The sequence below is a fragment of the Paenibacillus sp. PsM32 genome (assembly GCF_030433815.1).
Classification (GTDB): domain Bacteria; phylum Bacillota; class Bacilli; order Paenibacillales; family Paenibacillaceae; genus Saccharibacillus; species Saccharibacillus kyungheensis.
Window position 1 is genome coordinate 227,133 of sequence record NZ_JARUWY010000005.1, and the last position, 25,069, is coordinate 252,201.

21 protein-coding genes are annotated in these 25,069 nt (G+C 38.4%); 16 read left to right on the plus strand and 5 right to left on the minus strand.

Annotated features, from left to right (window positions below; genetic code table 11):
- Window positions 1-280 precede the first annotated feature (280 nt).
- The 4 genes from QCD85_RS12600 to QCD85_RS12615 all read left to right on the plus strand — a co-directional run bounded on the left by QCD85_RS12600 (window position 281) and on the right by QCD85_RS12615 (window position 2,906).
- A complete protein-coding gene (locus tag QCD85_RS12600) occupies window positions 281-925 on the plus strand; it encodes a FusB/FusC family EF-G-binding protein (protein WP_301262824.1) in 645 nt (214 codons plus the stop codon).
- A 241-nt stretch (window positions 926-1,166) separates the two neighbouring features.
- Complete coding sequence (locus tag QCD85_RS12605; protein WP_301262825.1) at window positions 1,167-1,670, plus strand: hypothetical protein; 504 nt, start codon at window positions 1,167-1,169, stop codon at window positions 1,668-1,670.
- A gap of 226 nt (window positions 1,671-1,896) precedes the next feature.
- Window positions 1,897-2,571 (plus strand): hypothetical protein, encoded by a 675-nt coding sequence (locus tag QCD85_RS12610; protein WP_301262826.1) that lies wholly within the window; start codon window positions 1,897-1,899, stop codon window positions 2,569-2,571.
- 62 nt (window positions 2,572-2,633) lie between these two features.
- Window positions 2,634-2,906 carry a hypothetical protein gene (locus tag QCD85_RS12615; protein WP_301262827.1) on the plus strand — a complete coding sequence of 91 codons (273 nt, stop codon included), beginning with the start codon at window positions 2,634-2,636 and terminating at the stop codon, window positions 2,904-2,906.
- A gap of 163 nt (window positions 2,907-3,069) precedes the next feature.
- Here QCD85_RS12615 and QCD85_RS12620 read toward each other — a convergent pair whose 3' ends face one another.
- Complete coding sequence (locus tag QCD85_RS12620; protein WP_301262828.1) at window positions 3,070-4,284, minus strand: FAD-dependent monooxygenase; 1,215 nt, start codon at window positions 4,282-4,284, stop codon at window positions 3,070-3,072.
- A gap of 312 nt (window positions 4,285-4,596) precedes the next feature.
- Here QCD85_RS12620 and QCD85_RS12625 point away from each other — a divergent pair, with 312 nt between their 5' ends.
- Together QCD85_RS12625 and QCD85_RS12630 are read left to right on the plus strand one after the other, a co-directional pair.
- A complete protein-coding gene (locus QCD85_RS12625; protein WP_301262829.1) occupies window positions 4,597-5,043 on the plus strand; it encodes a hypothetical protein in 447 nt (148 codons plus the stop codon).
- Between the two features lie 324 nt (window positions 5,044-5,367).
- Window positions 5,368-6,297 (plus strand): VanZ family protein, encoded by a 930-nt coding sequence (locus QCD85_RS12630; RefSeq protein ID WP_301262830.1) that lies wholly within the window; start codon window positions 5,368-5,370, stop codon window positions 6,295-6,297.
- Window positions 6,298-6,374: 77 nt separating this feature from the next.
- Here the strand turns inward: QCD85_RS12630 and QCD85_RS12635 are convergent, their stop codons facing one another.
- Window positions 6,375-7,265 (minus strand): sulfurtransferase, encoded by an 891-nt coding sequence (locus QCD85_RS12635; RefSeq protein WP_301262831.1) that lies wholly within the window; start codon window positions 7,263-7,265, stop codon window positions 6,375-6,377.
- A 188-nt stretch (window positions 7,266-7,453) separates the two neighbouring features.
- Here QCD85_RS12635 and QCD85_RS12640 point away from each other — a divergent pair, with 188 nt between their 5' ends.
- Window positions 7,454-9,232, plus strand: coding sequence for an acid phosphatase (locus tag QCD85_RS12640; RefSeq protein ID WP_301262832.1), 1,779 nt, complete (start codon window positions 7,454-7,456; stop codon window positions 9,230-9,232).
- An 89-nt stretch (window positions 9,233-9,321) separates the two neighbouring features.
- Here the strand turns inward: QCD85_RS12640 and QCD85_RS12645 are convergent, their stop codons facing one another.
- Window positions 9,322-9,702 carry a winged helix-turn-helix transcriptional regulator gene (locus QCD85_RS12645; protein WP_301262833.1) on the minus strand — a complete coding sequence of 127 codons (381 nt, stop codon included), beginning with the start codon at window positions 9,700-9,702 and terminating at the stop codon, window positions 9,322-9,324.
- Window positions 9,703-9,913: 211 nt separating this feature from the next.
- On the opposite strand from QCD85_RS12645, the gene QCD85_RS12650 reads away from it, so the two are divergent.
- Together QCD85_RS12650 and QCD85_RS12655 are read left to right on the plus strand one after the other, a co-directional pair.
- Complete coding sequence (locus QCD85_RS12650) at window positions 9,914-10,462, plus strand: NAD(P)H-dependent oxidoreductase (RefSeq protein ID WP_301262834.1); 549 nt, start codon at window positions 9,914-9,916, stop codon at window positions 10,460-10,462.
- A gap of 299 nt (window positions 10,463-10,761) precedes the next feature.
- Window positions 10,762-11,394, plus strand: coding sequence for a restriction endonuclease (locus QCD85_RS12655; protein WP_301262835.1), 633 nt, complete (start codon window positions 10,762-10,764; stop codon window positions 11,392-11,394).
- A 388-nt stretch (window positions 11,395-11,782) separates the two neighbouring features.
- On the opposite strand, the gene QCD85_RS12660 is transcribed toward QCD85_RS12655, so the two are convergent.
- Entirely contained in the window at window positions 11,783-12,736 is a 954-nt protein-coding gene (locus QCD85_RS12660; protein ID WP_274172187.1) for a DMT family transporter, read from the minus strand.
- A 370-nt stretch (window positions 12,737-13,106) separates the two neighbouring features.
- On the opposite strand from QCD85_RS12660, the gene QCD85_RS12665 reads away from it, so the two are divergent.
- From QCD85_RS12665 to QCD85_RS12680, 4 genes are read left to right on the plus strand one after another with little or no spacing between them, the layout of a single operon-like run.
- Complete coding sequence (locus QCD85_RS12665) at window positions 13,107-14,228, plus strand: glycosyltransferase family 2 protein (RefSeq protein WP_273613181.1); 1,122 nt, start codon at window positions 13,107-13,109, stop codon at window positions 14,226-14,228.
- A 1-nt stretch (window position 14,229) separates the two neighbouring features.
- Window positions 14,230-15,513, plus strand: a complete 1,284-nt coding sequence (locus QCD85_RS12670; protein ID WP_301262836.1) for a transporter — start codon at window positions 14,230-14,232, stop codon at window positions 15,511-15,513.
- 12 nt (window positions 15,514-15,525) lie between these two features.
- Window positions 15,526-16,740, plus strand: a complete 1,215-nt coding sequence (locus tag QCD85_RS12675; protein WP_273613179.1) for a glycosyltransferase family 4 protein — start codon at window positions 15,526-15,528, stop codon at window positions 16,738-16,740.
- Complete coding sequence (locus QCD85_RS12680) at window positions 16,703-17,617, plus strand: glycosyltransferase family A protein (protein WP_301262837.1); 915 nt, start codon at window positions 16,703-16,705, stop codon at window positions 17,615-17,617. The genes QCD85_RS12675 and QCD85_RS12680 overlap by 38 nt, the downstream gene beginning before the upstream one ends.
- Here the strand turns inward: QCD85_RS12680 and QCD85_RS12685 are convergent.
- Entirely contained in the window at window positions 17,601-18,293 is a 693-nt protein-coding gene (locus QCD85_RS12685) for a response regulator (RefSeq protein ID WP_301262838.1), read from the minus strand. The two genes, QCD85_RS12680 and QCD85_RS12685, sit on opposite strands and share 17 nt — an antisense overlap.
- Before the next feature lie 45 nt (window positions 18,294-18,338).
- On the opposite strand from QCD85_RS12685, the gene QCD85_RS12690 reads away from it, so the two are divergent.
- The 3 genes from QCD85_RS12690 to QCD85_RS12700 all read left to right on the plus strand — a co-directional run bounded on the left by QCD85_RS12690 (window position 18,339) and on the right by QCD85_RS12700 (window position 25,048).
- The gene (locus QCD85_RS12690) at window positions 18,339-18,788 is read left to right on the plus strand and encodes a hypothetical protein (RefSeq protein WP_273613176.1); all 450 of its coding nucleotides are present in this window, start codon (window positions 18,339-18,341) and stop codon (window positions 18,786-18,788) included.
- Window positions 18,785-20,521 (plus strand): ATP-binding protein, encoded by a 1,737-nt coding sequence (locus tag QCD85_RS12695; protein ID WP_301262839.1) that lies wholly within the window; start codon window positions 18,785-18,787, stop codon window positions 20,519-20,521. The genes QCD85_RS12690 and QCD85_RS12695 overlap by 4 nt, the downstream gene beginning before the upstream one ends.
- A gap of 93 nt (window positions 20,522-20,614) precedes the next feature.
- The gene (locus QCD85_RS12700; RefSeq protein WP_301262840.1) at window positions 20,615-25,048 is read left to right on the plus strand and encodes a hypothetical protein; all 4,434 of its coding nucleotides are present in this window, start codon (window positions 20,615-20,617) and stop codon (window positions 25,046-25,048) included.
- Window positions 25,049-25,069 lie beyond the last annotated feature (21 nt).

Here is a 25,069-nt window from a genome sequence, read left to right on the forward strand (position 1 = left end):
AGGTAAATTGAAAACAAGGCTAGACGATAGCTTGTCAATAAATTCAAATTACTGCTATACTTTTCATATACTATTGAATTGGGGGTCATACCGTGGCAATGTTGGTAGCAGTGCTAGATTGCTCGTTCACTACAAAGGCCTTACGCAAAGCCTAAACGGGGCGCATATCTTTGTGTAGGGCGCGATAAATGTAATGATATCGCCCGGTTTTTAACGTATGTGGGTATACGTAGGCTTTGCACCTTATGAATGATTTAATAAATATAAGGGGCTGAAAGCAATGCAAACACCATTTATTCAGAATGATCAATTAAATTTTATTAAAAAACAGGCAGACTTTCTGTTGAAAACGATGCGTAGCGTTGGCGATCGCAAAGTGTTAGAAACAGTCAGAGAAACTACTGTTATGAACGTTATACAAGCTTTTGAACATTTGACTCCAGAACAAAAAAGTCTGTTAGAACAGTTGTCTACGTATGAAGCAACGCATGATCTGGAAAATTATCTGGATGAACTGGATGCTTATGTGATTCCATTTCCACAAGTATCATTGAAGCAAATTCAGAAGCTATTTCCCAAAGCCAAAAAGCTAAAAACACCTAATCTAGAAATGATTGATTATACACATACTACGTATTTAAGATGGACAGATATTGCTACAAACCGTCTGTATATCGTATATCCGTATCAAGATCAGATGGTGGGGATTGAAGGACAGATGACTTCGATGAACAAAAAAGGATTCTGTATGTTTTGTAATCGACATCGTGAGCTGGGATTTTTTAATGTGAAAATCAAAGCAAGTGGATCACCAGATAATATTGCTTCTGTAGGTCAGTATATTTGCATAGATCATGAAGAATGTAATCATAATATTGCTGATACTACAGCATTGGAGAAGTTTATTGCTTCAGTGGGGAAATAATACAAAAAGGTCGCTCTATGAGCGATCTTTTTTTTGTGATGTGCTGTGAATCTCAGTCAGAAATAAATAACCTTTATTTCTTTATTTTTTATATCCATTTATTTCTAAATATGATATATTTCAAATGGAATAAATTAACTAAATAGGTTAATTATATTCAAATAAAACAAGGAGGATGATCAGCAATATAGAAGCAGATAGATGCACAGTAAGTCAATAATAATAACGAGAGGAAGATATGATGAAAATTTCTAATCATTTCTTAAAAAATCTTTTAGTTATTCCTTTAACATTAAGTCTCGCATCTGTAGGGGCTTTGGCGGGTCAATCGTCTACTGCTTTTGCAGAAACGCCTTCTAGTAGTACGCAAGCAGCACCGATCATTATACCAGAACCACCACAACCAGGAGATCCTGTACCTGACCTGGATTATTATATTATTTATACATTCGTGGCTAGTTCTACACCACGTATTTTGGATAATATCAATGCGGAAGGAATAACAGATGTACAATTTACTATTTTTCCTTTCGAAGGTCAAAACAAAGAAGTCGTTATTTTTAGTCTAGAAGCTCAGACAGACAAAGGATGGGAACCTGTATTTGTAACACCATTCCAACCTTATTCCAAAATCCAGAAAAAACATTTGAAATTATCTAAAAACGATTATAAAAATTTTCGCATTATTGTGAATAGCACAAATAACCATTTTTCAGTTATGGGATATAAGCAGTGGACGAGTTGATTAGAAGGTCAATCAGGAAGTATTGGCTTTCTATCATGAATAGAAAAGGAAAGATAGCGATATAGTTATTGTATCTATGCTTTATACAAAAGAATTGATCTTCAATGATCAGTTCTTTTTTGTACTTATCTTGTAGAATGAATATCGAGCTATATATGATTGTATTATAGTTTATTATGATTTTATTGCATCCAAGCATGTTAAAAAATCGTAGAAAGGATAGGTTATGACGATTATAAGTATTGAAGGCGCAAGTGCCGTAGGAAAAACGGCTACTTCGACTGCACTTGCTAGAGCAAACAAAGCTTTTCATATTCCTGAAGTTGCGGTTTGGTGGGAAAAGCCAGAACGAGCATATCCTGAATGGTTTTTTGAGCGACAACTGGATCGATGGAATATTGCGCTGGAGAAGGAATTACATACACAAGTTATTATTGATATCGATCTGTTTCAACCATTCTGGTATAACTGGTCTTTTGATTTTACTTTATTTGATGGGCAAAGTTTGGACTTTGTAGAGCATTTTTATCGTCCTTTGATAAAGCAACAGAAGTTAGGATTTCCAGATACCTATTTTGTTCTTTATACGGATGAAGCTAATCTCAGACAACGCAAAGCAGGTGATTCTACTCGGTTAAGAAGAGGGTTTGAATTGAATTTGCAATTTATTGAACCGCACAAACGATATTTTAAAGCATTAAATGACTTTTGTCCGGGGCTGGTATATTTTATCGAATCAGTCGATATTGAGAGTAATATAGAAAAGATTAGAAATGAATTGCCATATTGTACTCATAAACATAGATACTCGATAGAACTTTTTGACTTTATGATCAAATGGCTAAGTACACATCCGGCAAATGAAGGAGAACAATATGAAAAAGATATGTACAGATTTTAATAACCCTAATCCTAATAGAATAAGAATCCCTGCTTTTGATATGAACTATTTTGAACTTATCGATGGAGAAAAAAATCATTTTATATGCTGAGGATATTCAGGTAGAAGCGAAAATTATGTATGATCAAGAGCAATCTTCGTGGTGCGGTGAATTAACTAGTGAGTATATGGATGTTTCAAAAGATATTGAAGAAGCCAGAGACGATGGATTTATAAATGGGAAAGCATTTGGAATATGGACTGAAAGAGATAATTTGATGAGGAAAATGATAGAATTAAAATTAGATCCTCAAATAATCGAAAAAATAACCGGAGTACCTCAAGAAAAATTCTAAACTTTGATTATATACAACATTATTCTCCTATAAGAGATTGGACAGAAAGCAAAGTTCTGTATCTTTTATAGGAGATAACCTGTACATGAAGAAGGCTAAACATCAGGTCAATACAATTATAATATCCATTTTATGTGTGCAGAGAATTTTCTAAATAAAATACTTATATTGTTGTCTGTACAAGTCTGATATCAGGCAGTTGTTGGTCAGTACGGGCTACATGACCGATACGGGAAGCAAGTTTGCGAATAGGACCCATACTAGCGATTCGTACAAGGGTCTGCATTGTGCCGACTCCAAGTTTGGTTTTAGGATAAAATAGATCAGGAGCTCCAGGAGGCAAATGCTGTGCTTTATCTACAATAGGGCGCATCCATTGTTCATACTTGTTTAGACAAATAGCTATTCCGTCTGCTTCATTGGATTCAGGTTGTGATAGGAATGCCGCAAGAACATATCCGCCGATCAATGCGAGCGATGATCCGCCACCGCCTATAGGAGTCACACACCAAGCCGCATCACCGGTAACACATACTCTGCCTTCTGACCATGTGGACATCATAATTTGCGTAAGGTAATCAAAGTAAACATCTTTCGATGTAGCAAATCCATCAATCACACGCTGATCTTCCCAGCCCGCTCCTGCAAAAATAGTACGCAATTCTGTACGAGCCTGTTCTGAAGGGATAGATGCAAGGTTACGATCGCGATCTTTAAATGCGAGCATCGCACGTATCGTTCCTTGATTATCAGGACGAAGTGAAATTTGGCGACTACCGGTAGCCGTATACCAACGCCACCATCGATCATCTCCAGCTTGTCGTTCAATCGTACCATAGGCGATATTCAGACCCAGTTCACGTCTGGATACACGATCTCCAAACACTTTATCCCGTGTTCTAGAGCGCACACCTTCTGCGATAATAAGCAAATCGTATATTTCGGTTTTGCCAGAATGCAGGTCAATCTCAACATGTTCTTTGTGATTTACAATGTTTTCGATCCAGTCACCGTAACGAACCTGAACTTGCTCTGGTAACGTATCTAAAATAATACGTGCCAAGTCTCCACGCAGAATTTCCAGTTCAGCCGTCAGTCCATCCGAATCTTCGACTGGAAATGCACCGACGATTTGTCCTTTTTCATTTACAAATGCAGTTCCTTCTTCTGTTGTCGTCTGATTGCGAACTTGATCTTCCAAGCCCATCATTTGAAGAACTTCACGCGCAATGCCACGCACATCGACATTTTGTCCACCATCACGAAAAGCACTTGCACGTTCGATAACCGTAACTTCCCAACCTGCTTTGCTCAACCAGAATGCCGTACTAAGCCCGGCAATACTTGCACCTGAAATCAGCGCTTTTTGAACCGTCATGATGTTGCTCCTCTCGACGTGTAGATACGCCATTATGAATACGTTAGCATAATTAAAGTCAATCATAAAAAACCACAACTCACCCTTAGTGAAAAGTGGAGAGATGCAGTTAGATGTTCCTTACCCGCTGTGATTAGAAATTGAAACTGTGGAGCAGATATTTCGATTGTTTTGTTATCAAATGATTAGCAAATATTCTTGAATTTATTGAAGTATACCGTTCTCTTATCAATTAAACAAATGGTTGTATAATGGACTAAAGTATCGATAGACATCAAAAATACTGAATCAAAGATAGGAGTAAATCTATTTATGGATCAACAGATTGTAACTTGCTGTAGTGTAGGTGTATATGAGCATGCGCTTAAAAGAGGCAATCAATATATCGTAAACAACGAGCGTGACGATAAGTATAGAATATCTGGTAACCATGGCAGATTAGTTTGGATATCTAAAGCCCATTTTATTGATGGGAATATCACATTACCGTATTTGAAAGAATGGAAGTCAGAAGATGATCTAATGGACTATGATTTGATGGAGGTTGATCTTATTTTTTCAGATGGAAGTAAGCGATGGTGTCTAATCACAACTCCTTCTAAACTGATACATTATTTTGAAGAGCAATCGCATCTTTCAGGTTTTAATATCAGGCATTTACTTATATTGAAAGAAATAAATCATGAAGTTATTGAACAAACATTACGATATTTAGAAGCTCAAGATCGATTAACAGAAGCCAGTGTAGCTTTAGGATAATAGTATACATAAGGAGATACGTTTAGAAATGCAAGTCAAGTATGAATCTTAATTTTGCGGTTTTGGGATACAAACAGTGGAGTAACTGAATAAACTCTTAGCTTCGTATCTATACTTAACTGCAGCGATAACAACAATAATAGAAAAGTAAATATATAAAGGATTGGTCGCGGTACAGGATCAATCTTTTTTGCTATTTTACGAGATTTTTTATAGTTTTGATGACTTGTTCAATACTAGGCTCCTAAGAAATGGATACAAAAGAAAGCGAAAGTCTGTCTTTTATACAGAGTATTGAACAATTTCTTTCCAAAGGAGCTAATAATGTTAACAAGACGCAAACTTATTCTCACTACAACACTGCTGTATACGCTCTTCATTCTTTATTTTATGTTTTTTGCTTTTGGTAGAGGCGATTCTGAAGTTGACAGTTACACGTTTATCTTTGTACCCGATAATTTTTTTAAATTGCCTAATCCGTTAGAATTTTTACACCCAACGATAATGGATATTGTGAGTCTGGGAAATACGGCGGCTTTTATTCCTTTTGGCATTTTAATTCCACTGTTGTATCCTATGAAATTTATTCGATTCATTATCTTGTTTATGTTGTCTATCCTTGTGCTTGAAACTATACAGGCTTTGACCTTACGTGGAAGCTTCGATATAGGCGATGTGTTGAAAAATTCATCCGGCGCCGTGATCGGGTTCGTAGCTTATAGCGTTGGCATTCGTATGAAAGGTACTTGGCGACGTGTTGTCACTATGGGCATTTGTATTATTTTACTATTATTCGTCTCATGGGGAATCGGTGCTGGAATCGATAAAGCTGTTGCTAAAAATCCGGGATCGTTTGTTGCTTTAAACGAGTGGGAAAACAGCAGTGGAGTCATATCGAAAAAAACTGCATTGCTTCCTTTCAAAATAGAGGGTCAAAAAATCACTCCTCAATTTAACGTATACGATGCAAACAATAAGAAATCCGAAACGTATACTTACAAGTTTGGTGGCAAAGATTTTTATTTTTATTTAAATTATGGAATTCCAGACCCAAAAGATTTGAAAGGAAGTGTAAGTGTTTCTGTAGACGGGCGACAAATCTTTTTATCTAATTTCGAAAAAGATGATCCATTGCGTACGCCACAAGTATTTGATTGGTATTTCGAACAAGCGAACGAAATTACCATTACGATAGAAGGAAACGAAAAGGCATGGGATGTGGGATATCGAGAGATGAAGCATTTCTGGGAATAAAAGAGAGAACAGCAAAGAAGCGAATTCAGGTCTTAATTACGACTTGGATTCGCTTTTTTGTTAACTATCTTAGAATGCTACTTTTCCTCATCAGTCGCAATCGCATGCTCCTCATAACTAACCCAGTCACTCCAACTTCCACTATACAACTTCACATTCTTATACCCAGCTTCGTTCAGCGCCAACACATTCGGACAAGCCGACACGCCAGAACCGCAATACACAATAATCGACTGCTCTTTATCTAATCCTGCAAAATGCTTCTCCAACTGCTCCACATCATCATAACGATCTTCGTCATCATGTCGAGTATCTAGCCAGAAATAATTAACTGCTCCAGGAATATGTCCAGCTTTGGAATCAATCGGTTCTTCCAGTCCCAAGTAACGTTTGTGTTCACGAGAATCAATCAGTACAGGCAAAGAAGCTTTATCCTGCGTCTGAGCAGAAGGAGTAGTCTCTGCCGAAATATAAGCTTGAGACACCTGACGAACGTCTTCTACGTTGGCTAGCATATTAGGCTGTGCATTGGCGACAAAAGTCGTTGGAATCACAACAGGCTGATCGCTAGTGACAGGGAAGTTCGCATTTTTCCAAGTGGTAAATCCTTCGTTCAATACATACACTTGCTCATGTCCTACATAATGAAGCATCCACCACAATCTAGCAGCATTAAGACCTTTGTTATCGTCATATACCACGACACGACTATTTGAATGAATTCCAGCTTTGCCAAGAGTGAGTGCCAGTTGATCTACATCAGGTAACGGATGGCGACCACCATGTGCTGTAACAGGAGCTGACAAATCTGTTTCCAAATCGAGATAGACCGCACCCGGAATATGTTCTGCCTGATAAGCGGCAGCCCCAGCAGGTTTGTCATTAAGCCAGAACCGACAATCTACAATAACCATATCCGGTTCATATAAGCGAGCAAGTAGCCATTTCATTGATACTATATTTTGCATAATATGTAGCTCCTTCTATACTGTAATGTCTTTTTGTATAGTGTACATGATATTTCAACAGGTATCTATTTAGAATAAGTAAAGACGTTTAACAAACTTCATATAAATAGCAGATATAGCGTTAACAAAAGTACCGTAAGATGTGGAAAGTACATAGATACGCAATGTTGAGGAGGATTTACATTATTATGAAATTATCCAAGTTTAAAATGCTAGGACTATCCCTGACGTTATCTGTATTCGCAGGTACGGTTGGTGGACATTATTCGCATGCGGCAGAAGCCAAAGATGCTTTGACTCCTGTTAAGCCAGCATGGGGTTATTTTGTAGAAAATTATAAAAACAATACGAAAGACCATCTGTCTGTGTCGTCGAATCCTGTGATTGGTGTATTATCTGGATTTGAAAAGTTATGGACACCGGGTACGACATGGGATTCTGGGACAGCAGTGAATCATAAAATTTTAGACCAGAATATTCAAATGGTTATAGATATCGCCAAAAAGCGTACAGCCAGTCAAGCTCAAGCGGCTTATTTGGATGATCGCCGTAACCAGAGTTACAGTGTCATGGACGGTCTGGGTTCACTGACAGATGTGTATCGCAAAGATGCAGGAGCAACGACAACGATTACAGACGTTCCGGCAGATGCAACAACGAAGAAGTATGATGATGAAGGGAATAATGCAGGTGATCCTAACTCCAGTCTGGGAAGTGTTGTCAGTCTGGTGAACAAGTTACGTGGGGATTATTCATCGAGTAATCCAGCCAAAAGCTTTTTCAATTACAAACGTCCTTTCCGTTGGGATTCGCCAGCACTGGTTATTCCAACATTAGTTCCACAGATTAAGTCTGATCCTACATCTGATGGTGGATTCCCAAGTGGTCATACGAATGCGGCATATTTAAGTGCTTTTGCAATGGCTTATGCTGTTCCAGAACGTTATCAGGAGTTATTAACACGTGCTTCTGAACTTGGAAATAATCGAATAGTTGCAGGCATGCATTCTCCATTTGATGTGATGGGTGGACGTGTGATGGCGACCGCTCTATCTGCGGCGATTTTGAATGATCCAGCGAACAAAGAATTGAAAAAGCAAGCATACCAACAAGCTCAAAAAATATTAATGACGCAAACAGGAACAGCGCCAGATCGCTTTAGCGATTACCAAGCAAATAAAAAAATGTATACCGAACGCTTAACATACCATTTCCCGCAAATATCTGCTAAAGACCAACCTGTAGCTGTACCTAAAGGGGCAGAAGTATTGTTAGAAACCCGTCAGCCATACTTGAACGACCAACAGCGTCGTGCTGTGTTGGCAACAACAGGAATTCCTTCCGGTTATCCCGTATTGGATGATGCCGAAGGGTGGGGACGTTTGAATTTATTTGCCGCAGCCGATGGATATGGTGCATTTATGAGTAATGTTACAGTGACGATGGATGCTTACAAAGGTGGATTCAATCAGGAAGATCACTGGCGTAATGCTATCGCCGGCAAAGGCGGTCTAATTAAAAAGGGAACAGGAACGCTTTATCTAGAAGGTAAAAACACATTTAGTGGAAATACAGTGGTGATGCAAGGTACACTCGAAGGAACCACAGCGACAGCGTTTGGACGTGGAAATGTTACGAACCAGGGCGGTACACTTGCAGAGCAGACTGCTGGCATGTGGATGATTGATGGTGATTTCAAACAAAATGCTAAAGGTACACTGGAACTGAATATCGGAAGCAAAGCAGATCTTTTGAAAATCAAAGGAAAAGCTAGTTATAACGGTAAGCTACAATTGAACTTTACTAATAACTTTGTGCCAGCAAATGGTATGAAAATTGTGATCAGCAAGAAATCTGTGCAACATGGACAATTCTCTTCCATCACAACAACAGGATTACCTAAAGGTTATAGTGTCAAAGCGATCTATACTAATACTAGTGTGAAATTAAAAGTTAGCAAAAAATAATTGTATATTGCCGTAGTCACAGATATCGTTAAAGCCATCTTATAGATGGCTTTTTGTTTGCGATTTTTGTCTTATATAGCAAGCGATCTTTATATAGTGTATTTAAAATCTTGCGTTAATTCATGGTCTAATAGTTCAATGTCTTCCCCTTGTTGCTGGCGGATATGAATATTTTCTGTGCCCCAAGCACACATCATTTCTATAATAGTATTGGCAGTTCTGCCGTATTCAGTTAAAGAGTATTCGACTTTGGGAGGCATTTGCTGATAGACATAACGACTGACTAGCCCATCTTGTTCAAGCTCACGTAATTGCTGAATGAGTACTTTTTGCGAAATGCCTTGAATATTGCGTTGTAATTCACTGGTACGCATCTTATCAGATAACATTAATAAACAGATGATCAAAGCTTTCCATTTCCCACCGATTATTTCAAGGGTCGCTTCTATACCTAAATGATATTGCTTCATTCTACATTCCTCCGTTTAAGCTATTTTGCTGTTCAGATTGAGTTGGGATCACCGTTGATAACAAGCTTGATTCTTTATTGTTACACCAGATCGAAGGTAAAGTCTATACACACTTTAAAGTAAGTACATGACTTTATTGTGTGTATTTTCTTTTCCGTCAAGCTATATCATAATGGCAATATTCTCCCATAACGAAAGGAAATCAGATCTGATGAAAACTTTGATTATATTAGCACATCCTAATCTTGCAACGTCCAAAGTCAATAAACGCTGGCACCAAGAGTTACTTCAGTACCCGGATCAAGTCACTATTCATGAGTTATATCAAGCGTATCCTGATTGGAATATTAATGTAGCTCAAGAACAACAATTACTGGAAGCCCATGACCATATTATTTTACAATTTCCATTTTACTGGTATAGTTATCCACCGTTACTCAAAAAGTGGTTAGATGATGTATTTTTATATGGATGGGCGTATGGATCGTCTGGTAATAAGCTGAACGGGAAAAAGATAGGCTTAGCGATAGCGATTGGAAACAAGCAGGAAAATTATCGTCCAGAAGGTTCAGTCACATTTACAGTCGAACAATTACTGAGTCCATTTCAAGCCAGTATGCAACATATAGGAGCTATAGCGTTGCCACACTTCGCTATGTTTGGCGCATCTTTTCAAGCAACAGAACAACAAATTAATCAAAGTGCAAAAGACTATATCAACTACATTATAGAGCATCAGAGTGAAGTTGATCGCAAATAATATAGTGGATAAAAAGTACTTTATGCCAGTAGAGATGGTTTATGTTAAGAAATAAAATGAATCTACATTAGACCGGAAATAAGCTTAATGAAAAGCGAGTTCACTATACGACATATTTCCTTTTGTAATTCCTGTTAGTAATTCTTGTAGTACTCTTTTTCTCTATTGCTTGTACTTATACATCTCTCTCTTTTAGAAAAAGGCTTGAGCCAGTAGCGTTCCAGTATAACGTTTGTATTTCGGTTCAAGTCTTTTTTTGTTACACTCAGGGTAACGATAAATTAGAGGAGAACATCATCATGAATATCAACGACATGTTTGCGCAGTATTCGCTATGGATTTATGTGGGAATAGCGATAATTGCGATATTGATCATTATACTTGTAATCAAAAGTATATCGCGCCGAAGAGCCAGAACACGCCGACAACAGCTTGACCCTTACCGTATTACGATGCAGGATATCGATCAAATGGAAGGATCAGAATTTGAACGCTATTTATACCACTTTTTTACCGAATTAGGATATGAAGATACATACAAAACGCAGGGGAGTGGAGACTTCGGAGCAGATCTGGTATTTACCGATCGAGAAGGAATACGCAACGTACTGCAAGCCAAATGCTATGCTGAACATAACAAAATCGGACTGAGTGCTGTACAAGAAATTTATTCGTCGATGCGTTATTATGAAGCTGACAAATGTATCGTACTCACATCCTCTTATTTTACCAAAGCTTGTGAGACACTTGCCGGAGTCAATGCTGTAAAATTACTGGATCGCAATGATCTTATTCAATTGATCGAAGATTTCAAATCGAATGATCATGAAGAAGCTATGGATATTATCGAAAGTGAACCTGTTATTCTTTCTTCCCCCTGGCAACAACAAACAAATCGAAGATCAACTTATCGTACACGTAAAAGCAGATAAAAAGGCTATCTTCCCTAATCCGGAAGTAGCCTTTTTTTGATTCGTGTTGATTCACTTTAACAATAATCAAGTAGAATGATTTGATGTAAAAGTAAACATATTAAATACTTAAATTTCATTAAAAGAAATAACTTGAAATACTATGATACAAGCCGTAATTTTCTATACTTGTTGTAGATTTTTTAAGGTATATAAAATGATCATCTCACTCGAAACGGATGGGACATAATCGTACTGAAAGAGCGAAGCGCTCGCCTTTAAGGATAGATATCGACTGCTCAGCAATCTATCAAGATATCTGTCCTTAACAGCGACGACAAGAACGATTATTTCTCCGCAGTGTTGAACTCCCAATTCATTGCACATCATTTATGCATCGTATTGCATTTTATTTCTCCCGCTCCACCATTTCTTCTTCTGTCGCCATCAGATCAGGAGGCACCAACGCTTCAGTTTTGTCTTTACCGAATCGAATAAATACCCATACTCCGAGTAAAATCAATACACCAGCACCTAATTGAATACCTGTTAACGATTCGCCCAGTAACCAGAAAGCAAGCAATGAAGCAAAAACAGGTTCACCCAATACCGCCATAGAAACAGCACCAGCATTCATATATTTCAACAGCCAGTTAAACAAATAATGTCCAAATAGAGTAGGTACAATAGCGAGTAACCAGAATACGCCCCAATCTTTAGCAGCATAACCGGTAAACGGAATATCATTGAACAGATTGTAAAGTGCCATTACACTACCTGCAATAAAGAACACCCAGAAATTATAAATCAAAGCTTCCATATGAGAACGAATATGTTTGCTGATCAGCATATGTATAGCCACTGCAATCGTACCAAGAAATGATAAAATATCGCCTTGTAATGCTGTTCCTGAGAGGGCAAAATCTCCCCAACCAATCGCCACCGATCCGATAACAGCCATACCCATTCCGATAATCATAAATCGATTTGTATGGGTGCGGAATAGAAAATAGGAGCCAATAACGACCATAATCGGTTCCAGTGTCAAGATCACAGTGGAGCTAGCTACAGTAGTTAAGCGTAGCGAACCCATCCAGAGCAGGAAATGCAGAGCAAGCATCAAGCCTGAAATTCCTAACATCAACCATGTTTTGGGCTGAATCCGAAATAGTTCTTTGCGATAGCGAATCGCAAGCGGTAATAATAGTAAATTGGTGAAATATAATCGGTACATACCGATCACCGATACTTCTGCATCTGACCAGCGAATAAAAATAGAAGAAAACGAAATAGCCAGAATACCAATCACATAAAGAATTTCTAAAGGAATAGCAGGACTCTTAGAGGGTGCATGTGGATTCATAGGTGTGCTCCTAAATATAAGTATAATATTGGTTTATTTTTGAAGAATTATGCCTTTATGATTATACTCTATCCCTTACAAGCTGGAAACGATTACTCGAAAATCTTCCTATTGACACAATAAAAATCTTTAGTACTAGTAAAAAAGAACCATTTATTTCTAATTTTTAAGAAAAATAGGTCTAAAGATAAAACTCTTAACATCTTGCTTTTTAGTTTTTATTTATAAAAAATGCTTTTATATCAATGATTATATGTTATTTTGTTAATAAAGTATTAAAAATAGAAGTAGTACTTTTATACTAAAGTAAAAACATTTTTAATCCTTTTTAGACAAAATAAGGTATCCGCACTAAACGGAGGGTACTTTCATGCATGGACATATAACCATTTTTACGGATCATATCCGAAATATTGACTACGAAAATGTTATTTATTTTTACGAAACATCGTTTTGTGATCAACCGGATGAACTGGAAATGTATGAGACTGCACGTTGTTGCATTATCGCGTATACAGATCCTGAACGAACTGTACAAACGGCTAATCAGATCAGACTGTATTTTCCACAAATGGCACTATTGTTAATTACTGATGTTGCTCAGCCTGTTAGTGATCAACATCTCGTGCGCATTACAGGAGTAGGTCGATTGCGATTATTGTACTGGAAAGATAATCATAGCGAAGAAATGCTCTCTGAAATTCAAAGTTTATTGTATCCCGAATATCCAGCTAAAAGCCCGCATATTGCTTTTATTTTGTCGGTGTACAACGAAGAAGAGCGGTTTATTCATGTGAAAAAATTTGCAGAACGATTGCAAACGTTTATACGCAGTCATCTGGTAGAAGGTTCTATCTATGTCATAGACGATGGAAGCTTGGATAGAACGCAGCATCTTTTAGAATCGTTAGAACATTCAACAAGTATGGTGATCAATCGAATTAATCGTAATGCTAGCCCTCTTTTCAAAGCCCAGCAATTAGAGCGTAATACACGCAAAGCAGGCACATACTTGGAAGGGATGCGTACGATAGAAGCTGATTATTATGTATTTGTCGATGCAGATGATTCCTTTTTTATTGAAGATATTGCCAAAATGATCAATGTGGTCAGGCAAGGATATTACGATGTAGTGATTGGCACCAAAGACATGACTGCCGAAAATCGGTCACTGGTACGTTCAATAGTCAGCTTTTGCAAACGGCAGATTTGTAGGCCATTTTTGCCAACAGGTGTGATTGATTCGCAGACCGGTCTCAAAATTATGAGTTCTGTAGCCGTAAAGCGAATGTTTCCTCATCTAAAACAAGAGCTTGGACTGGCAGTTGATTTGGAAATGATGTTTATCGCCAAACGATTACAATTACGTGTGTTACAGATTCCTGTCAAATGTATTGACCGCGAAGGTTCGCATATTGAAGTGTGGAAAGATTCAGCTCGCTTTTTGCGATCTTTAATCGATATCTGGCGACTGGATCGGCGGGTGCGTTAAAATGATCAGTCGGGTACGTGCTATCTTTTTTCCTTTGTTTAATGTGTTACTAAACGGGTTTAATTTTTTCTTTCATATTGCGGCTAGTTGGTATTTAACAGGGGCTGCTTATGGACAAGCAAATGCATTACTGGCTTTGTTCGCTTTATTGTCAGTTCTGGGCTTATCGGTTCAACTGTTAACAGCCAAAGTGGTCTCAAAAGAAGATCGAACATTAGCGCTCAAGCAATTGCCTTTAGGTGCATTGTTGATCAAAACACCCATAATATTGAGTCTGGCTTCATGTATTATCCTATTGATGCTTTTACCTGTATTACGTTCGATGCTTGGCGTTGATGCTAGTTCATTACTACTCCTTTACATACTTGTTTTCCTGCATACGATTGTGAGTATGACCCGTGGTGATATGCAAGGCAAAGAACGTATGTTAGCGCTCAACATTAATTATTATATCGAAGTACTTGGTAAATTGACGGTCTTTTTTATACTGGCAGCTTCAGGATTTACATTAAAAGCTGTATTGATTGGCAGTTGCGCAGGAATGTTATTGTCATTGATACATGGATGGATATTCAGTATTCGTCAGCATAGAGTATCTTCTACGACTGCACAGACCCAGCAGTTATCAGGTATTTGGAAATCACTTGGTCAGGATTTTACAGATAGTCTGATTACCAATCTGTTTGTATTGTTTTTTATTTCTATCGACATGATTGTAGTACAGCATTATTTCCCTGTACAAAGCAGTGGGTATGCTATTGCACTGAAATATAGTCAACTTGTCTATTATGTCTCGTATAGTCTGATCGCAGCTTTTATCCCCAAGTTGGGAGCTAACGGTGACAATAAAAAAGGATTACGTCAATTGATCGGTATTTACAGTGGATTGATGTTTTGCGCGGCGATCTGTGTCTATATCGGAACTACATTTATTTTTCCGATGTCGATTCCATTACTATTTGGCACCGCTTATCAATCCGCAGAGCAATATTTAATACTGGGTGGTTGGGTATACTGGTTATTTTCGATTGTGCTCTTTTTCGTACATGTTCACGTACTGATGGGACGACGTACATTTATGTGGGGAATGCTTGCTGGAGCTATATTGTTGTTGATTTCATTTGGCTCATGGCATACAAGCCCGCAAAGCTTTTTGTATGCTGAACTTTGCTTATATAGCGTGTTAGCTATTTATTTTATTATCGATGCGTGGAGGTATTTATATTCACATCAGACGATCCGATCCAATTCTGTTCAGCCGCATGACCCTACTATTTTGAATTGAAGGAGCAAGATTATGGATTCTATCAATGTAAAAAAAGATCAAATCACTATTCTACTATTATCATGGCGTGATATTCGTTCTCCCAAAAGTGGAGGCGCGGAAATTTTTACTCATGAAATGTTAAAACGTTCCCAGCAAAATCGCTATCGTTTTATCCATTTTGCTCCTCAATTTGCAGGATTACCGGCTGAAGAAGAGATCGATGGAGTGACCTATATTCGTCAAGGTAATATCTATAGTGTGATCGGTCATGCGATTCGGTATTATCGTCAGCATCGTAACGAAATTGATTATGTGGTTAATCAATCCAATACACATCAATTCTTCACTTCATTCTGGGTAGAACCAGCCAAACGCATCTTTTTTATCCATCAATTAACTCGTGAGATTTGGTATGAAAATGCTAGCTTTCCACTGAATCATATCGGTCATGCATTAGAGCCATGGATGCTGAAGTTAGCGCAAAAAGATCAGACGATCACTGTATCACCATCGACTCGTTATGATTTGTTGCAACTGGGATTTGATGCCAAGCGTGTTCATTTATTGCCGGAAGGAATTGAATTTGAGCACTGGCAGCCAGAGCAATTTTTACCGAAAGAAGAGCAACCTACTTTTATGTATGTCGGTCGATTTGTTAAATACAAAGGAATTGATCTGGTATTTCAAGCTTTTGGCGAATTGAAAAAGAAATTCCCGCAGGCTAAATTATGGATTGCTGGTCGCACAAATGAAGAGTATGTACAGTGTGCATTGTTGCCGATTATGAATCAATATGGATTAACGTATGGCAAAGAAAATGATCCAGAAGTAGATGTGATTTTTCATGGATTTGTCTCTGAAGAACGCAAGCTCGAATTGATGAGTCGGGCGCAAGCATTGGTATTTCCATCCTTACGTGAAGGATGGGGATTGACGGTAACCGAAGCGGCGGCTGTAGGCACACCAAGTATTGTTAGTAACTCTCCAGGGCTTGTTGATGCGACTGATTTTGGCAAAGCAGGCTATCTCTGCTTTCATGGCGATGTAAAAGGATTATCTGAGCAAATGGAGCGTGCCGCAATGGGTGGAGAAGATTATGCAGGTATGCGTAAGCGTGCATATGAATATGCGCTTAAATTCCATTTTAATCATACCGGAGCAGCATTCGATACATTTGTTGATCATCTGGTAAAGGAGGCACAAGAGCATGGACAAAGTCGTCATCCTCTTCTCCACGTACAATAATGAACAAACGGTAGTGGATTGTCTACGTAGCTGTATGAATCAGCATGATTATCAATCTCTTCATATCGTTGTTGCAGACGATGGTTCTAGCGATCATACCGTTCAGACGATTCAGCAGTTGTCCGAAGAGAGTATTGTTCCGATCACCGTATTGGCATTGCCTCATGGAGAACGTGGGGTAGCGCGAGTTACAGCGATTGAGGAAGCACAGCGATTGAATGCAAAGTATATATTTGTGATTGATTCTGATATGATTTTGGCGAATCAGCTAGTAAGTCAGTGTACTTCATTTTTGAATGAACATCCTGAAGTGGGGGCACTGGTTGTACCGGAAGAAGCCTATTCAACAGCAACTAACTTCTTTTCTAAAGTGAAAGTGTTTGAGCGTAATGTAATTAATAATGCAGGAGAGCAACTGGGTAAGCGTTCGATAGAAGCAGCAAGATTCTGGCGTATAGATGCTTATGAATCAACAGGTGGATTTAATGCCGATCAAATCGCATTTGAAGAAATTCAACCGACATTACGTTATGTAGAAGAAGGCGGAGAGATTCGGCGTGCTACTTTTACGCGTATTTACCATGATGAAAAGCAAGTATATCTGAATGATGTATTACGTAAAAAAGCGTATTATTTCTCCGTAATGGATCGTACTCTTTCTACAGAAGAAGGAGGATTACGCAAAGCGTTAGAGCGATGGTATTTTTTCCGTCCAGTATTGTATTCACGTGACAATCTGATTTGTTATCTACGTCATCCGTTGTTAACAGTCGGAATGGTATGGATGTATATCTGCCTTAGCGTGCTCGGGGTAACTGCACTTTTGCAAAGCAGTTCCCGTTCTGCCCAATCGTTACCTATTAATGAAAATAAATAAATCGTAATAAAGTATCTCCAAAAGTTAACTGGCGGATATTGCAAATCGATGATTGATAATTTTCAAGTTCGTGACGAGGAATATACAACGAATGTGAATCTAACTGAATACCGTCATAGCTCGGATGAAGCAGAGATTGTCCAACTGCATACAGGTGAGCAAGCGAGTGATGATGAGCAATAACCAGATGATCATGATTGAGCAATATATACGGTTGATCGGTTACCTTCATCATATCGATAATAAATGCCGATAAATGATTGGCGAACTGTTGCTCAGCATGGTGAGCCAATTGATTTCGTTCGGCTTGTTGTAATGCTTCATAAAATATCTGCTTCAACGAGTCAGTGAGTTCTAACGGTTTGGTAAGAAATTTGAAAATTCCCACTTGATTAATCGCAGCTAGCATCGATTGTGTATGTAAATGACCGGATAAAATAATGCGGACGACATGGGGATAATCTGCTTTCATCATTGTTAAAAAAGCAAGCCCATCGATACCTGGCATTAGCAAATCAGATACAACAACATCGATGTGGTGTTGCTCAATAATCCGTAAAGCTTCTTTGGGATTATTAGCCATATGAATGTGAAAATTTTCCTCTTCTAACCAGCGTTCAAGAATCGTTAATACCATCTTATTATCATCAACAAACAGAATACTTTGGGTTTTCATAAGCTCTGGATAACTCCAATCATAGGTTCAGAAATGAGGAACTACATGTATAATATCAATATTTTGGCATTTTTAAAAGATACGAGTGTAGCTTGCGAACTGCGCTTATTTTGCGAACGATTCAGTTCAGCCGAGCATGCACTATGGGAAAAAGGAATGCGTTTATTTCACCAATATCAAGGAAATCAGCATGCCAATCTGACATTAACTGTATCTCATGGACTCAAACATATGGATGAAACTTACGACATTTATATCGTGAATCTTCGCGAGTATACGGAAGAAGAATTAGACCTTCTGTATATCGCGAAGCATTGCGAACTGTTGCTCCTTAGCTACGGAGAACCCGAAGATGCTGTGCGATTTGCAGCACTGCAACGCCGAACACCGCACTTATGGTGTGCACGATTGCCATTGGTTACATTTGAACTGGAATGTCTTATGCAAGCGATACTGTATCGTTTGGAGCAACGCAAAGGAGAGAAATCGTCATGAAAGGTTGGGCTTTTATTAGACCCATATGGCAACGGCTGATTTTGTATGCAGTTGTTATGGGCATTTCAGCGGTGTTGCTATTTGCAATCCAATGGTTTGCTGTTCGTGAATATCAGACACAGATTACCGAGATTAGTGAAACACGTCTGCAAGATATTGTGCAAGCTACTTCTACCAATATCAATAGCCAGTATCAGACGTGGCAAGTAGAACTTAATGAATTGGCAGCGACGATTGGCAAAAATATATTGGATAATGCCAAACGATCTTATACCAATGGAATTACACGCAATCCAGGTGAATTCTATGTGCTGAACAATCAATATGAATTGATCGGCGGACATGATAACCCGTTAATGCAAGCCGCTGTCAAACAGATCCAAACGTTGCAAAATGGCTGTGGAATTACAGGATTTACGACAGAAAATAATCAACCTGTACAATATATGATCTGTCGGATCAAAGGTACAAGCCAAAATGGATTTGCAGTGCGTACGATTGATACCGCTATGTTAACCCAACGCATTATAGCTGATCCTACTCATTATGAGACATTAATCTATAATGAAGAATTCAAAGTAGTAGGATCACGGACATCAACAGATATCGGTAGAGTCGATATTACAACAGTTACCAAAAAATTACTAGACGGTAACACAGGAATAGTCGAAGACAATAATATCAAATACGGCATTGGATTCAGTCGTATTGATGATGATCATGCGCTGTATATCGCTGTTCATGAAATGGATAACGATACTGTCAAAAATGTAAATCAGTTCCGAAATCGGATGTTGTTAATCTATATACCGATTTTGTTTATAGCGGCTATTGTAATGGTCTTTTATCGTAGACGGGTGATCAAAGACAATACCATCAATACTCAAGTACGGGATCAACGTCGTGAAGAAGATTTAAAACAGCAACAAGATACGTACTATTTGCCGATGTTGCAATCAATGGAAGAACAGTTACAACAACTACAGAATCGAACAACACGCTTAACAGGTGGAGATGATCTGAAGTTGCTTGGTTTTTATAATAATTTAGCAGACAATTTAGAAGCTTCTGCCAGTCGAGGAGATTCTGCATCACGCGCTGAACTTGAATTTTTCCGCGAGCTGAATCAGAATTTCACACAAGGACGATTGAAGCAGGAGTCTTATATTGCTGAACTGGCTCTATCTGTACAAGAATTGCGTGAAGAATTAGAGCAGAAGATGCATGGTGCAGCAGGTATTCATTTTGCCGATATGAATGAAGTGATTACAGAGTCGTTGAAATGGGCGAATCGTGCGCTGGATATGAAAGGGATTGAAGTGATCGTGAAGCAGGAGCCTGTATCTCCGATCGCTGCTCAATCTGCTATGTTGTATCGCACGATTCAAGGATTGGTCGAAAATGCAGTAACAGCGATGGCACATCATTATGAAGCACCAGCAGATATGAATGAACAAGGTGCATTTGCACCCAGATCCAAGCGAGCGAACAAAACACTTAAAATCAGTTCACGTATGGAAGAAGAAGAGATTGTAATTACGATAGAAGATACAGGTGGAGGCATTGATGATAAGATGCGCTGGAATTATTTTCAGTCGGATTATTCTCAAAATAACAATGCAGATACAATCAGTCTGTATCATATGGATGCTTTTCTCAAAACGATTGGTGGACGACTCAAATTGCGTAATACTGATCGCGGATTACAAGCGATTATTCAATTACGACGTTAATTACGATGTAGCCTGAAGTGATGATATTAAGTGATCTTTAGCTAACACGCTCAACAAGTAGATAAGACATAGGAGTAGAAAGGAGGCTGTCGTATGAAAAAATGGATCGAAATGTATCGCTATGATCTGGTAGCTGTCATGATTATGCTGGCAGCCATCCTGTTGTTTTTACTCCCTATTTATAGCCCTGGACAAATTGTTTTTAGCGATATCGCTTTTGGAGCAACTTCTCATCGCTATTTAGAAGAAATTGCAGGGGTATGGAATGAGCGCTGGTCGACGTCTACTTTATTTAATGCACCACGTATTTTGTATATTCTGCCTTTCTATTTATTATCATTAGCATTCGGGGAAAGTGGCCCGGTGTTGCTCAAATCATTTATTACAGGGTTATTATTTATTTCTGCTTTTTCGATGTATGCTTTTGCTAAGCGATTAGTTAGTGTGTATTACTCGCCTAGTTTTACCAAAACACGTATTTTTGCGATAGTGGTCGGAGCTTTATTTTATGCGCTGAATCCATGGGTTGTTTTTCGTATTCAGCATATTTATTTATTGTGCGGGTACAGTCTGTTTCCGTTAGTGTTGCGATTTTTCTTTAGTAGCTTTGATCCGAAGTTTCAGAAGCAACAGATTCATCATTATCATCTACATAAATTATATCAGCGGAATTGGATCGATCTTTTTATGTTGGCAGCGGTATTTACCATTAGCGCAGCCGCGATTCACTATTTCTTTTTTGGCATGATCTATTTAGCATTTTTTACAGCTCTTTTATTAATCAAATTAACATGGACGTATAGACAAAATGGTTGGGCTTTTTTAAAACCTTTATATATTAATTTTGCTCGTAAATGGCTCATTTTTGGCTGTTTTTTCGGCTTATTAAGTTTTTACTGGTTGTCTTTGTATATGGGAAGTATTCTTATGGATGCACAGGCGTCACAGCACAATATCAATGTGGTCGATACGTTATCGTTATTTAGCCGTAACAGTACACTGAAAAATGTTGCTTATTTGCTAAGTTACTGGTGGCCTATGTTTCCATTATCCAGTCTACCGATCGTATTTTATATCGGTGGTGGGGTGTTATTACTGCTTATCGGATATGCGATGGTCACTCGTTCACACAAAAATCCAATTATTTTGATTTTCACTTTATTAACATTATTCTTTTTGATTGCAGCTACTGGAACTACTTTTCCTTCGATTGCTGGATTTTTTGTGATTTTGGTAACCAAGACACCTGTGATCGGTTCTGTTTTTCGTGATCCAAATAAATTTATTGGGTTGATAGCTTTGAATTTTGGAGTGCTGTTGACGTTTGGGATTATACAGTTACTTGAATGGTTCGGAAGTTCCAGAATACAGCGAATAATCAAACATACTGCTTTTGTAGCGGTGATTGCGTGTCTGATTATTTATGTAACACCTTTACGTACGCAATTTGTAGCAGGGTACTATAAGCCAGTGACAGTGCCTAAAGAATATACTGAAATGGCAAATAAATTAACAGATCCTGATCGTTATGATAGCAAAGCGTTATATTTTCCGATAGCAGATAATATGATTCAGAGTTTTAACGGGGTAGCTACACCTTACTGGAACAAAGGCGAGACATCGATGCAAAAAGCGACCGGTGATTTTCAAGTCTATTCTTCGCCCAAAAACACGATTTTTCATCATGAAGGTAACGATCCAAGTATTACGTATTATATAAATTTTTTAGAGTATATGTTGGACAATGGGTTGAGCTCAAAAATGGGTTCATTGTTCTCTACGTTTGGCATTAATCAGCTTGTCTATCATAACGAATATGAAGGACAGGAAAAGCGGCAACAATTTCAATTATCGATGCTAGAAGATCAGGCGGGATTGAAGCGAACGTATCAAAATTCGATCTTTTCAATCTTTCAATTGGATCAGGCGCCTGATTATATGAATATTTTACCTGCCAAAGTGGTTACACCATACGGATATAGCCGCTTGGAAAGTTATAGCCATCAACCTGGTTTTAATTTCAATCAATTCGGTGTGTTGTTCAGCACGCTGAATCCGAAGCTGAATACGATCCAGACCGTACGTAAAGGTGATTATGTTGAAGCTTCTTCGTATAATGATTTATTTTTATCGCAATTGCCAGAAGAAGATTATTTACGTCCATTTGATGCGATTGAAGATGGAAATGCGTTTTTAAAATGGTCTAAAACATTTGCTTCTACCAACGATTGGCTCTGGTATCTTTCTTCGCAAAATATTAAAAATTTCTCATTCGATATGGAGATGGATGCAGGAATCGCAGTCACTTTTGCCAGTGAAAAATTAGACGTACAGCCTTATCAGATGAGCAAGCTTGAAGGACGAACTGTTGTCGATTTTGATTCATTATTACGAACTGAAAAGTTCTTTACACCTGATAATCCGCAAATGTTCAGTGTACAGGCGAATCCTCTGGAGGGATTGAATGATGTTCCTACTTTGCATGGAGAAATTATTAAAGGCGATGCCAACAATATCTGGCAAGTTGCCAAATCAGGCATGATCGAAGCCAAAGAAAATAATCCGTATCAATTCAATATTACTGCTTCAGGTAGAGGTACCAATAAAATGCATGTCAAAATGAGATTTTATGATGAGCATATGGATGAACTTGGAGTGAGTTATGTTGTGGCTCCTTCGGAAGAAAATAACTTCAATGGGGTGAATTTCTACGGGGAATATGTATCTCCACCGGGCAGTAAATGGATGCGAATTGATCTGTTAACCCAGCAACGTCCTGAACAAAAAAATTACTGGTGGATTCATGATATTCAGTTGTTAGATCTGGGGAAATATCGTAAGCCGAATACATTTACAATGCATAAAAAGTTAGAGCAAGAGCAGACATCCCATGTGTATGCGAGAGTATTTATGAACAAGCAAGGTGGAGAACTGGTATTTGGATTGCCTGACAAACAGGTGAAGATCACTACTCAACACGAAGGAAGCAATCAGTTTGAATGGATTGATCTGGGAGAACATCATTTTCCCGCAGGAGATTCAGCGATTACAGTCAATAATGTAAAAGGATTTAATGCGATCAACTTACTGGCGATTGTACCTACCGATCAAGCAGAGAAGTTATCATTTCCGGTAGAGCAAGCAGTGAAGCGAGGTAAATTATTTTTCACATTAGAAGCTGAAAATGATTTCTCCGGACAAGGGAATACGCAGACAGAACGTGCTTTTCCTTTGTTAAGTATGGGACGAGGGATCAGTTATCAACAAGGAACATTGCAGAAAAAAGTAGATATTCTCAAAACAGCCAACTATTCTGCCTCGATTTTGGCAAATATTCCTTCCGGATATCAAGGCAACTTAACGATGAAATGGATCAATCAAAAAACAGGCGAAGTCATTTCCCGCCAGATAACAAGTGATCAAGCGTATACCCGATCGACAGAAAATACTACGACCAAAAATACAGTTATCGAGACATTGCCTGATCAAGATGGATTCGCCAAGCAAAAATTAAGTATTCCAGGATTACTGCGTAATTACGGGCGAATAGAGTTCAAGGATCTATTGCTAACGAAAGGCACATATCAATTGAAATTGGTATTGGATAGTCAGGTGCCTTCTCTAACGACCGATCAAGATATTCATTTGATGAAAGCGAATGAAGTGAATGTACTGCCAAGTGAAGAGACGAGCGAGAGCTTGCTTCAAAACAGTTCAGCCGAATGTATGACAGATATTCAGCCCGGTCATACACGCAAAATAGTATCTGCTCAAGGCATGTCGATTGAATATGCACCTAGTTATTCTTGTGATTGGAATATCTATGCTTCTCAAAAAATGAAAGCTAGTCCATTAGAAGAATATTCAGTCACTCTGGATGCGATCTCACAACATGTCAAACAGCGTCATATGAAATTAGTATTTTTGAATGCTGATTCTCAGATATTGCAGACTTCTTATATTAATGAAGTAGAAGAAGAGGATAAAACGAAGTGGAACCATTACGATCAAATTATAAAAGCGCCAGCCGGAACCGCGATGATGCAGTTCCAAATGCTAGCGCATGCAGATCAGAAAGTAAAAGGTTCTTTTCAAATTAAAAATTACTCTATTATTCCGTATAAAGCGATGATCATGGTCGATCAATTCATGTTATTTGAAGGTCAAGATATCGATCAGTTTTTTACAGTTCCTTCACATAAAGCTACAATCAAAGCCAATCGTGAAAATTCGATGGAACGAAGTTTTATACTCAGCAATCCGAATCATGAGCAAGTGCTGATTCGTGAAACAGAATCGCCGAATCCGCTCTGGGAATTCCGCCTGAATGGAGAGACTCAGCGAGCAAGATTGGCTGTGAATGGCGTGACCACTGGGTTTATGACCGAAGACAGTGGAAGTGGCACTGTTGTTATTATTCTAGCTTCTGCTTATCGTATAGGCTGGATACTGTTCGGTATAGGGATATTAGCTGGTATCGCTTGTATTCTTCCTTATAAACGCTGGAAAAAGCGAAGGCGAATGTAAAACAATCCAATGATGAGCTGA